General features: G+C 68.2%; 12 protein-coding genes. 2 read left to right on the forward strand and 10 right to left on the reverse strand.

Annotation, left to right across the window (positions count from 1 at the left end; genetic code table 11):
• Positions 1-27 precede the first annotated feature (27 nt).
• From L687_RS27200 to coaA, 6 genes are all read right to left on the reverse strand, one after another.
• Positions 28-870 (reverse strand): response regulator transcription factor, encoded by an 843-nt coding sequence (locus L687_RS27200; RefSeq protein WP_021198963.1) that lies wholly within the window; start codon positions 868-870, stop codon positions 28-30.
• Positions 867-1,349 (reverse strand): tRNA (adenosine(37)-N6)-threonylcarbamoyltransferase complex ATPase subunit type 1 TsaE, encoded by a 483-nt coding sequence (tsaE, locus tag L687_RS27205; RefSeq protein WP_021198964.1) that lies wholly within the window; start codon positions 1,347-1,349, stop codon positions 867-869. The genes L687_RS27200 and tsaE overlap by 4 nt, the downstream gene beginning before the upstream one ends.
• Positions 1,346-2,452, reverse strand: a complete 1,107-nt coding sequence (gene alr, locus L687_RS27210) for an alanine racemase (RefSeq protein WP_021198965.1) — start codon at positions 2,450-2,452, stop codon at positions 1,346-1,348. The genes tsaE and alr overlap by 4 nt, the downstream gene beginning before the upstream one ends.
• Positions 2,449-2,808 (reverse strand): holo-ACP synthase, encoded by a 360-nt coding sequence (locus L687_RS27215; protein WP_021198966.1) that lies wholly within the window; start codon positions 2,806-2,808, stop codon positions 2,449-2,451. The genes alr and L687_RS27215 overlap by 4 nt, the downstream gene beginning before the upstream one ends.
• Before the next feature lie 95 nt (positions 2,809-2,903).
• Positions 2,904-4,751, reverse strand: a complete 1,848-nt coding sequence (glmS, locus tag L687_RS27220) for a glutamine--fructose-6-phosphate transaminase (isomerizing) (protein ID WP_021198967.1) — start codon at positions 4,749-4,751, stop codon at positions 2,904-2,906.
• A 74-nt stretch (positions 4,752-4,825) separates the two neighbouring features.
• A complete protein-coding gene (coaA, locus tag L687_RS27225; protein ID WP_021198968.1) occupies positions 4,826-5,779 on the reverse strand; it encodes a type I pantothenate kinase in 954 nt (317 codons plus the stop codon).
• Positions 5,780-5,808: 29 nt separating this feature from the next.
• Here coaA and L687_RS27230 point away from each other — a divergent pair, with 29 nt between their 5' ends.
• Both L687_RS27230 and L687_RS27235 read left to right on the forward strand, forming a co-directional pair.
• The gene (locus L687_RS27230; protein ID WP_021198969.1) at positions 5,809-6,753 is read left to right on the forward strand and encodes a Ppx/GppA phosphatase family protein; all 945 of its coding nucleotides are present in this window, start codon (positions 5,809-5,811) and stop codon (positions 6,751-6,753) included.
• A gap of 198 nt (positions 6,754-6,951) precedes the next feature.
• Positions 6,952-7,902, forward strand: a complete 951-nt coding sequence (locus L687_RS27235; protein WP_152525865.1) for an AraC family transcriptional regulator — start codon at positions 6,952-6,954, stop codon at positions 7,900-7,902.
• Between the two features lie 34 nt (positions 7,903-7,936).
• Here the strand turns inward: L687_RS27235 and glmM are convergent, their stop codons facing one another.
• The 4 genes from glmM to L687_RS27255 all read right to left on the reverse strand — a co-directional run bounded on the left by glmM (position 7,937) and on the right by L687_RS27255 (position 11,122).
• On the reverse strand, positions 7,937-9,295 hold the full coding sequence (gene glmM, locus L687_RS27240; protein WP_021198971.1) for a phosphoglucosamine mutase: 1,359 nt from the start codon (positions 9,293-9,295) through the stop codon (positions 7,937-7,939).
• Positions 9,296-9,309: 14 nt separating this feature from the next.
• Positions 9,310-9,795 (reverse strand): 30S ribosomal protein S9, encoded by a 486-nt coding sequence (gene rpsI / locus L687_RS27245; protein WP_017828210.1) that lies wholly within the window; start codon positions 9,793-9,795, stop codon positions 9,310-9,312.
• 27 nt (positions 9,796-9,822) lie between these two features.
• Entirely contained in the window at positions 9,823-10,269 is a 447-nt protein-coding gene (gene rplM, locus L687_RS27250) for a 50S ribosomal protein L13 (RefSeq protein ID WP_017828209.1), read from the reverse strand.
• A 184-nt stretch (positions 10,270-10,453) separates the two neighbouring features.
• Positions 10,454-11,122: an endonuclease/exonuclease/phosphatase family protein gene (locus L687_RS27255; protein ID WP_021198972.1), complete on the reverse strand. Its 669-nt coding sequence runs from the start codon at positions 11,120-11,122 to the stop codon at positions 10,454-10,456.
• Positions 11,123-11,253 lie beyond the last annotated feature (131 nt).

Raw genomic sequence — 11,253 nt, forward strand, 5'->3', positions numbered from 1 at the left:
GGGAACCACGGTCCCGCCCCGCGGCATTCACGGACCATCGGCCGGCGTGAGACGATAGCCGACGCCGCGCACCGTCTCGATGTAGCGCGGCTGCGTCGTGCTGTCGCGGAGCTTGCGCCGCAGATTGGCGATATGGGTCTCGATCGCCCGTTTGTCCGGCTCGCTCACGTACTCGTTCGAGCCCTCGGGTGCCCCGCGCAACCCTCGCGCGAGATCGGCTTTGCTGCGCACGCGGAGCCCGGCCTCGAGCAGCATCGCGAGCAGGTCGAACTCGGTCGGCGTGAGGTCGATGCGCCGCTGCCCGATCAGGACCATCCGCGTGTCGAGGTCGAGGCTGAGATCCCGATGGACACGGCCCCGCCAGGTGAGGACGGTGGCACCGTCTGCCGCCGGGTCGGGCTCGACCGCCGCTCGTCCGGTCTCCGGGAGCCGGGGAAGCACGGAGCGGGGTTCGTAAGGGTGGGGTTCCGAGGGGCGGGGATCGGCGACGCGGGGGCGCCGCAGCAGCGCCTCGATGCGCGCACGCAGTTCGCGCGGACGGAACGGCTTCACCAGATACTCGTCTGCTCCCGACGTGAGACCGAGGACCACGTCGGATTCCTCGGAGAGCGCGGAGAGCATGATGATGAAGGTGTCGCTGATCCGCCGGATGCGTCGTGCGACCTCGAAGCCGTCGATGCCGGGGAGATTGATGTCGAGCGTCGTTATCACCGGCTGGTGCTGCTCGATGGCCGCGAGCCCCTCCAACCCGGAACCGGTGAGGATCGTCTCGAAACCGGCGGCGAGGAACACCTCTTCCAGGAGGGATCGCACATCGGGGTCGTCCTCGACGATCACGGCGACGAGAGCGCGATCCACGGCCGGGGTCATACGATGCTCTCTCGCACGATCGTGACGATCCTCGGCGCGTCGGCGTCGAGCTCGGACGGATCCAGATCGGAGGATCCGACCGGGCGCTCCACCTCGACATCCCACCACGAGTCGGCCAGTTCCTCGGCCATACCGCGTCCCCACTCCACCACCACGACCGATCGCTCGAGGTCGAGATCGAGGTCGTCGAGCTCCGCGGCGGAACCGAGCCGGTAGGCGTCGACATGCACGAGTGGCGCTCCGCCGACCAGCGAGGGATGCGTGCGGGCTATGACGAAGGTCGGACTCTGCACGGGACCGCGCACTCCGAGCCCCTCGGCGAGGCCGCGGGTGAACGTGGTCTTCCCCGCGCCCAGCGGGCCCGTCAGGACGAGCAGGTCGCCTGCTTCCAGCTGTTCCCCGATCCGCACGCCCAACTGCTCCATCGCGTCGGCGGTCGCGATCTCTCGTCGACCGAGGAACGCAGGGTCCACGCTCACGAGGTCCGCCGGGGGACGCGCGGACCGATGCGGGTGACGATCTCGTAGTTGATGGTGTCGGCGGCATCCGCCCAGTCCGTCGCGGACGGTACGCCGAGGGTGGGGTCGCCGAACAGGACCACCTCATCGCCGATCGAGACCGGAGCGTCTCCGACGTCGACGACGAACTGGTCCATCGCGATGCGTCCCACGTTCACGAACCGGCGTCCGCCGATCGAGACCGGGAGCTTTCCCGATGCGTTCCGCGGCACCCCGTCGGCGTATCCGAGAGGCACCAGGACCAACGTCGTGTCGCGGTCGGTGCGATGGTCGTAGCCGTAGGAGACGCCGGTTCCTGCGGGCACTCTGCGGACGGCGGCGATCGCACCGCGGAGCGTCATCGCCGGGCGCAGACCGAGCTCCGCGGAGCTGCGGTCGTCGAACGGCGAGAGGCCGAAGAGCCCCACGCCGATGCGCACCGCGTCGAGGCGCATCTCCGGCAGGTCGATGGCGGCGGCCGTCGCAGCGATGTGCCGGATCTCGGGACGGATGCCGAAAGCCGCCGCCGCGGCGACGCCTTCCTCGAACTTCGCGAGCGCAGCTCTGTCGTCGTCGACCGACGTGTTGGAGAGGTGGCTGAACAGCCCGACGATGCGCAGGCGTCCGATGCGCTCGAGGCGCGCGGCTTCGGCCAGCACGCGGCCCCAGTCGGCGGGGGCGATGCCGTTGCGCGACAGCCCGGTCTCGAACTTCAGGTGCACGCCGACCGGACGGTCGACCGTGGCGGCAGCTCCGGCCGCCTCGAGCTGGTCGAACGACGAGATCCCCACTTCGATGTCCTGCGCGGCGGCGTGCTCGAATCGTTCCCCCGGCGCGTGCAGCCACGCCATGATCGGTGCACGCACGCCCTGTCGGCGCAGTTCGAGCGCCTCGGGGATCTCGGCGACGCCGACGCGGGTGGCACCGGCGGAGAGCGCCGCGACGGCCGCCGCCGCCGCGCCGTGGCCGTAGGCGTTGGCCTTCACGATGGCGATCACCTCGACCCCGGTGAGTCGTCGGAAATGACGCACGTTGTCGGCGATCGCGTCGAGATCGATGGTCGCTTCGCGGAACGGGACGGTCACAGCGGTGCTCCTTCGACGACGACGAACGCCGCGGCGAGACCGGCGTCGTGGGTGAGTGTCAGATGCAGCGTCAGGATGCCGCGTTCCTCGACGACGGCGGCCGTCGAGCCGGAGAGCACGAAATGCGGGCGACCAGACGGCTCCGACGCGATCTCGATCTCGGTCCAGTGCACGCCGTCCGAGCCACCGAGCGCCTTGATCAGCGCCTCCTTGGCCGCGTAGCGGGCGGCGAGGGACGGAAGGCGGAGGGTGCGCTCCGGCGGGGTGAAGAGCCGTTCGCGCAATCGCGGCGTCCGTGCCATCGTCCGCTCGAATCGCGGGATGTCCACGAGGTCGATTCCGGTGCCGATGATCACCCGTTCAGCCTACCGAGCCTGATTCCGGTTGAAATCGCCCAAATGGCTCCGTTTCCACTGGAAACGAAGCCATTCGCGCGATTCGGAGGGCGGGTCTACTCGACCGTGACCGACTTGGCGAGGTTACGCGGCTGGTCGACGTCGAGGCCCTTCGCCGTGGCCAGCGCCATCGCGAAGATCTGCAGCGGCACGACCGCGAGCAGCGGCTCGAACATCGCTCCGGCGAGCGGGATGTGGATGACCTCGTCGGCGAACGGCAGCACGGCGGCGTCGCCTTCCTCGGCGATCACGATCACCCGGGCACCGCGCGCGCGGATCTCCTGGATGTTCGAGACGACCTTGGAGTGCACGAGCGCGGAGTGACGCGGGGAGGGAACCAGCACGAACACCGGCTGCCCGGGTTCGATCAATGCGATCGGTCCGTGCTTGAGCTCGCCGGCGGCGAAGCCCTCGGCGTGGATGTAGGAGATCTCCTTGAGCTTGAGAGCGCCTTCGAGGGCGATCGGGTACCCGACGTGGCGTCCCAGGAACAGCACCGAGCGGGTGTCGGCCATCCACCCGGCGAGCTGGGTGACGTGCTCCTGCTCGCTCTCGAGCACCTTGGCGATCTTCTCGGGAAGAGCAGCGAGTTCGTCGACGTCGACCGAGGCATCGGCGACCGCACCGCGCACCCGGCCCATGTGCAGGCCCAGCAGCAGGAGCGCGGTGATCTGCGCGGAGAACGCCTTGGTCGAGGCCACGGCGACCTCGGGGCCGGCATGGGTGTACACGACGGCATCCGACTCGCGCGGGATCGTGGCGCCCTGCGTGTTGCAGATCGACAGGGTGCGCGCACCGCGTTCCCTGGCGTACTTCACGGCCATCAGGGTGTCCATGGTCTCGCCCGACTGGCTGATCGACACGACGAGGGTGTCGGCGCCGATCACGGGGTCGCGGTAGCGGAACTCGTGGGCGAGCTCCACGTCGACGGCGACACGTGCCCACTGCTCGATCGCGTACTTGCCCACCAACGCCGCGTATGACGCCGTGCCGCAGGCGGTGATGATCACGCGGTTGATACCCACGAAGAGCTCGTCCAGTCCGTCGAGCTCCGGGATGACGACCTGTCCGTCGTGGATGCGACCGCGGATGGTGTTGGCGACGGCCTCGGGCTGCTCTGCGACCTCCTTGGCCATGAAGCTCGACCATCCGCCCTTCTCGGCAGCGGCGGCATCCCACGACACGTCGAACGGCTCGGGCTCGACGGGCGTACCGGCGAAGTCCATCACGGTGACGGCGTCGGGGGTGATCGAGACGATCTGATCCTGGCCGATCGCAAGCGCCTTGCGCGTGTGCTCGATGAACGCGGCGACGTCGGAGCCGAGGAAGTTCTCGCCCTCACCGAGTCCGATCACGAGCGGGGAGTTGCGGCGGGCGCCGACCACCAGACCGGGGTGGTCCTGGTGCATCGCCAGCAGGGTGAACGCACCTTCGAGGCGGTTCACGACGCTGCGGAAGGCGAGCTGCAGGTCGCCGCCGTTGCCGGCGTACTCGCGTCCGAGGAGCGCAGCAGCGACCTCGGTGTCGGTCTCACTGCGGAACACGACGCCGTCGGCGAGGAGCTCGTCGCGCAGTGCGGCGAAGTTCTCGATGATGCCGTTGTGGATGACGGCGAGCTTGTCGTCGTCGGCAAGGTGCGGGTGCGCGTTGCCGTCGGTCGGTCCTCCGTGGGTCGCCCAGCGGGTGTGCCCGATGCCGGTCGACCCGTCAGGGAGCGGCGCGTCGGCGAGCGAATCGCGCAGCACGGCGAGCTTTCCCGCCTTCTTGCGCATGCCGAGCGAGCCGCCGCCATCGATGACGGCGACACCCGCCGAGTCGTATCCGCGGTACTCCAGGCGTGCGAGGCCTGCGAGAAGGATCTCCTGGCTGGGGCGCGGGCCCACGTATCCGACGATTCCACACATGCGATCAAGAGTAAGACGAGTTTTTTGCGAGTCGTCCGTACATTCTTCCGCCCCGTCGCGGGTCGCGCGCGGGGTCAGAGCTTGCGCAGCAGCACCGTCTCGACATCGTGGTCGGCACCCTTGCGCAGCACCAGGCGCGCGCGGTGCCTGGTGGGCATCACGTTCTCGATGAGGTTGGGCATGTTGATCTCGTTCCAGTAGCCGAGAGCCGTCGTGATCGCCTCGTCGTCCGTGAGGTGCGCGAACACGTTGAAGTAGGACGAAGGGTTGCTGAAGGCCGCCTGCCGGAGTGCGAGGAAGCGGTCGACGTACCACTTCTCGATATGCGACGTATCGGCGTCGACGAAGATCGAGAAGTCGAACAGGTCGCTCACGGCGACATCGTTCGGAGCCGGCGGCGGCTGCAGCACGTTCAGCCCCTCCACGATGACGACGTCGGGGCGACGCACCACGACGTTCGCGTCCGGCACGATGTCGTAGCGCATGTGCGAGTAGAACGGGGCGCGCACCTCGGTGGCACCGCTCTTGACCTCGGTGAGGAACTCGATCAGCGCGCGCCGGTCGTACGACTCGGGGAAACCCTTGCGGTCCATGATCCCGCGGCGCTCGAGCTCGGCGTTCGGGTACAGGAAGCCATCCGTGGTGACCAGCTCCACCCGCGGCGTCCCCGGCCAACGGCTCATGAGCTCGCGCAGCAGACGGGCGATGGTCGACTTGCCCACCGCCACGGAACCGGCCACGCCTACGACGAACGGCGTCGTGGTGTCGTCCTCCTGGAGGAAGGAGGAGGTCGCCGCCCCCAGCCGTTTCGTCGCCGTGGCGTACAGGCTCAGCAGGCGGCTCAGGGGCAGGTACACCTCGCGTACCTCGGTGAGCGAGAGACGGTCCCCGATACCGCGGAGCTCGACGACCTCGGTCTCGGTGAGCGGCTGGTCGAGCCCGGCCGCGAGCCGCGCCCATTCCGCGCGTCCGATCTCCCGATAGGGCGACAGCGGCAGTGTGGGGTCGGCGGTGGTCACGGAGTACATCGTATCCGGGGGGCGAGTAGTCTCTTCCCGTGCGCCTGGGAGTCCTCGACATCGGATCCAACACCGTCCACATGCTCGCTGCCGACGTCCGTCCCGGTGGACGGCCGCTCGCGACGACGAGCGATAGGACGGTGCTGCGCCTCATGCGCTATCTCACCCCCGACGGCTCCATCTCGGAGGAGGGCGTCGCCGCGCTCGAGGAAGCGGTCGCGCAGGCACGGCGTGTGGCCGAGAGCGAGCGTGTCGACGCGCTGCTGGCCACCGCGACGAGTGCGGTTCGCGACGCGCGCAATGGCAGCGAGGTCATCGCCCGTATCGAAGCAGCCCTCGGCCAGCCGTTGCAGGTGCTCGACGGTGAGACCGAGGCCGAGCTGACGTTCCTCGCGGTACGGCGCTGGTTCGGCTGGTCCGCCGGTCAGATCCTGCTCCTCGACATCGGCGGCGGCTCGCTGGAGATCGCCGCCGGCGCGGAGGAGATGCCGGACGCGGCCGCGTCCGTTCCGCTCGGCGCCGGACGCATGACGGTGCAGTTCCTGCCGCACGATCCTCCGGGCGAGGCCGAGGTGGAGCGGCTGCGCGCGCACGCGACGACAACCTTGGCCGATGTGCTGCCGCGGTTCGTCGCCCTCCCCCGCCCAGACCATGTCGTCGGATCGTCGAAGGCGATCCGCTCCCTTGCCCGCCTGGTCGGGTACCCGGTACCGGGATGGTCGGGAAGCGAGCGGATGCTGCTCCCCCGCGCCTCCCTCGGGTCGTGGATCCCGCGCCTCGCACGCCTTCCCGCCTCCGCGCGGCAGGAGCTGCCGGGCATCACTCCGGACCGGACGTTCCAGATCGTGGCCGCCGCGGTCTCTCTGCATACGGCGATGACGGCCCTCGACGTCGACGAGCTCGAAGTGTCGCCATGGGCTCTGCGCGAAGGCGTGCTGCTGAGGTACATCGAACAGCTCAGCTGGTCCGCCTCTCGAACCTGAGCGGCGTCCGCCCCTCGAACATGAGCGGAGGACGACGCGGCACGAACACGCCCTGTTGCCGCGTACCTCCGGCGGGTATCCTCTGACGAAGCGAGCACCTCTCCCGCGGTCGCAGACCGCTGGCGGGAGGTACGAGCCCGGCGAGCCGACCTCATCGTTCGGCGCCGCCCATCGATCATCGGCGTCGGGGGGTGCTGAGTGAGTCCGGGAGAGGCATTGGCCATCGGCTCGGCCGAACTGATCTCGCACGGCGTACGCGCAGTCGACGATCCGGCGACGATCCGCGCGACGCGGCGGACGCCCGGGCCTGTGATCCTGCTGTCGATGCAGGGCACGGCGACCGAACTGGCGATCGACACCACCACCGCGCACCCGCACCACGCCGTCTTCGCCTTCGTGGAGGCAGGGGGAATCTCGGCGAAGGAGCAGCACGGCCCATGGGTGCCGCTCGGCAACGGGCTCGTGATCGCCCCGCCCGGGATCGACCAACGTGTTCGGTGCGACGGTGCCTGGCGCATCATCGCCGCCTTTGTTCCCCGCTCCGCACTCGGGTCGTTCGTCGCGACGCTGCCCGCCACCAGTCGAGTCCTCGAAGAGCGGCGCCCGTTGGATCGCGCCATGCAGGCGTTCATCGAGCAGGTCCTCACCGTCGACGACGACGCGACGGCGATCGAGCGATATGCCATGGAGCATCTGATCGTGGAGATGAGCGGAGCGATCCTGCTCGACCGCGTCGACACGGCGTCCCCGCAACGCTCTCCCCACGCCGCGCTGCGCGACCGCGCCATCGCCGTGATCGCACAGCAGTGCGGCGACCCGGCGTTGAATCCTGACCTCGTCGCCCGCGAGGTTCAGGTCTCCCTCCGTCAGCTCCAGCTGGTCTTCGCCGAAGTGGAGAACAGTGTGGCCGGCGAGATCAGACACCAGCGCGCGCGCCGCGCCCGATCGCTTCTCATCGACAGCCGTTTCGATGCGCTGAGCATCGAGCAGGTGTCCCAGCGCTCCGGCTTCCATTCCCCCATCAGCCTCCGTCGCGCGCTCCAGGAGGACTACGGAGCCACGCCGCGGGCACTGCGCGCCCACAGCGGCACGGGATCGCAGAGCGACACGGGATCACGGAGCGGCGAACGCGAGACGGCCGATCGCTGAGATCAGCGATCGGCCGTCGTAGCGTCAGGTCAGGTCAGAGCGACAGGCGCTCTTGGACCACCTCTGCGAGGCGTCCGGCGTACGCATGCACGGATTCGGCATCGGCCGCCTCCACCATCACGCGCACCAACGGCTCGGTGCCGGACTTGCGCAGCAGCACCCGTCCGGAGTCGCCCAGCTCGGACTCGATGTCACGGACGGCTTGCTGCACGACCTCGTCATCGGACACGCGATCCTTGTCCACGTCGCGCACGTTGATGAGAACCTGCGGGTAGACCGTCATCACCGAGGCGAGCTCAGCGATCGACTTCTTCTGCCGCGCCATCTCGGCCACCAGGTGGAGGCCGGTGAGGATTCCGTCGCCTGTCGTGGCGTACTCGCTCATGATGACGTGACCGGACTGCTCACCGCCGAGGGCGTACCCGCCCTCGTTCATGTCCTCGAGCACGTAACGGTCTCCGACGGCCGTCTGGCGCACGGTGATCCCGTGCTCGCGCATGGCGACATGCAGACCGAGATTGCTCATCACCGTGGCGACCAGCGTGTCGTCCGTGAGGTGGCCGCGCTCCTTCATGGACACTGCGAGGATGGCCATGATCTGGTCGCCGTCGATGTGATTGCCCTCGGCGTCCACGGCGAGGCAGCGGTCGGCGTCGCCGTCGTGAGCGATGCCGATGTCGGCCCCGAGACGCACGACGGCCTCGGCCAGGTTGTCCAGGTGAGTCGAGCCGACACCGTCGTTGATGTTCCAGCCGTCAGGGTCGGCACCGATCACGGTGACCTCTGCTCCCGCATCGCGGAATGTCTCCGGAGAGACACCCGAGGCCGCGCCATGGGCGCAGTCGAGCACCACGTGGATGCCGTCCAGCCGGTTCGGGAGCGATCCGAGAAGATGCACCACGTAGCGGTCCTCCGCGTCGGAGAACCGGTCGATGCGACCGACGCCGGCACCCGTCGGGCGCAGCTTGTCGCCGGTCAGCGCTTCTTCGATGCGCAACTCGACCACGTCAGGGAGCTTGCGTCCTCCGCGGGCGAAGATCTTGATGCCGTTGTCGGGCGCAGCGTTGTGCGACGCCGAGATCATCACGCCGAAATCGGCATCGCGATCGGCGACGAGGAAAGCGAGAGCGGGCGTCGGGATGACTCCCGCCTCGAGCACGTCGACTCCGGAAGAGGCGAGACCCGCGGCGACGGCCGCGGCGATGAAATGTCCGGAGACCCGGGGGTCCCGGGCGACCACTGCGGTGAGTCGCTTGCCTTCGGCTTTGCGAGCCTCCGCAGTACGGCCCTGGCCCAGGACGACAGCAGTCGCCTGGGCCAGGGTGAGCGCCAGGTCGGCGGTGAGGGTGCCATTGGCGAGTCCTCGCACACCGTCCGTGCCAAAGATCGGCATCGGAGCAGTTGACCTTAACGCTTCGAGTACTGAGGCGCCTTACGGGCCTTCTTGAGTCCAGCCTTCTTGCGCTCCTTGACACGGGCGTCGCGCGAGAGGAAGCCGGCCTTCTTCAGGGTCGGACGGTTGTTCTCCTCGTCGATGCCGTTCAGCGAACGGGCGATTCCGAGGCGAAGCGCACCGGCCTGACCCGAGGGGCCTCCGCCGGAGATGCGTGCGATGACGTCGTACGCACCAGCGAGGTTCAGCACGGTGAACGGGTCGTTGATCAGCTGCTGGTGCAGCTTGTTCGGGAAGTAGTCCTCGATCGTGCGGCCGTTGACCGTGATCGTGCCCGAGCCGGGGACGATGCGCACGCGGGCGATGGCCTGCTTGCGACGGCCGACAGCGGCGCCCGGGACGCTGAGGACGGGGCGGGGAGCCGCCTCGACCACGTCGGTCTCGGGAGTCGACGTCGAGAAGTTCTGGGGGGTTTCGGTGGTGTCCTGGATGTCAGCCACGAGTATGTCCTTAAGTCTTTACGGCGCTTACTGGGCGACCTGGTCGAGGGTGTACGGCGTCGGCTGCTGTGCGGCGTGCGGGTGCTCGGCACCGACATACACCTTGAGCTTGGACAGCTGCTGGCGGCCGATGCTGTTCTTGGGGAGCATGCCACGGATGGCCTTCTCGACAGCGCGGACCGGGTTCTTCTCGAGGAGCTCGGCGTAGGTGACCGACTTCAGGCCGCCCGGGTAACCGGAGTGGCGGTAGGCCATCTTCTTCTGGAGCTTCTGACCCGTGAGCGCGACCTTCTCCGCGTTCACGATGATGACGAAGTCACCCGAGTCGATGTGGTTGGCGAAGGTCGGCTTGTGCTTGCCACGCAGGAGCGTTGCGGCGTGCGAGGCCAGACGGCCGAGAACGACGTCAGTGGCGTCGATGACGACCCAATCGCGCTGGACTTCGCCAGCCTTGGGGGTGTAAGTGCGCGTCACGATAGTGCTGCTTTCTTGTGTCGAACGGAGAAGTTCGTGAATCCCACTCCGGGGTGGTTCTTCCCGACAGGGAGGAACACGCCAGTGGAGGGCTCACGTTCGGACGATGCCCCTTCTCCGCGGACGGGGAAAGGCACCAAAGAGAAATCATACGCCACGCCGTGCGTATGCCCAAACCCTGGCCTCAGTCGGGCTTGACCGTGACGAGGATGGGACGGTGATCGCTCGCGCCCTGCGGGAGAGTCGTGATGCGTTCGATCTCGAAGCCGGTCGACGTGGCGAAGTCGTAGTGCCCCCGGAACACGCGGTAGCGCGTATACGTGTGGTCGTCGCTGAGCGACAGCGCATACCCGTGCTCTCGAACGGCCTGACCGAGGTTCTCCTTGAAGATCGGATAGTTGTAGTCCCCGACCATCAACTGCGGCAGTCCCTCGCCGAGCGCAGCGAGCTCGGTGAGGGCGGCGCGGATCTGGTGACGTCGCAACGAGTTCAACGCGGTCAGCGGCGCGGCATGGAAGGAGGCGACGATGAAGTCCTGGCCATCGTCGATGTCGCGCAATCGTGCGCCGAGGACGCGCTCGTGCGCCGGCTTCGCGATGCGGTCGTGCAACGACTTCTTGAGGCCGAGCATGCGGATCGCCTGCAGATGGAATGTGCTCGCTCGATAGAAGAGCGCGAGCCCGAGACGATTGCCCTGCGTGGCGTCAGCCAGCACGAGGTCGCCGATCTGCGCGGGCAGCTCCGGAACATCGCACTCCTGCAGGCAGAGGACGTCGGGATCGTGCGCACGCACGAGCGCGGCGAGTTCGCCGGCTGCCCGGTGCTTCTGGAGGTTGTACGAGATGACCTTCATGATCGTTCCCACGCTACTCCCGACCGCTGTGCGTGGGCTCCGCGCAGCCGCCCGACGGCGTGTCCTGGACGCGATCGGTACCGGCGCCCGTGCCGATGAGGGCGCCGGTACCGACACGCATCGAGCCCTGT

Source organism: Microbacterium maritypicum MF109 (genome assembly GCF_000455825.1).
Classification (GTDB): Bacteria; Actinomycetota; Actinomycetes; order Actinomycetales; family Microbacteriaceae; genus Microbacterium; species Microbacterium maritypicum_A.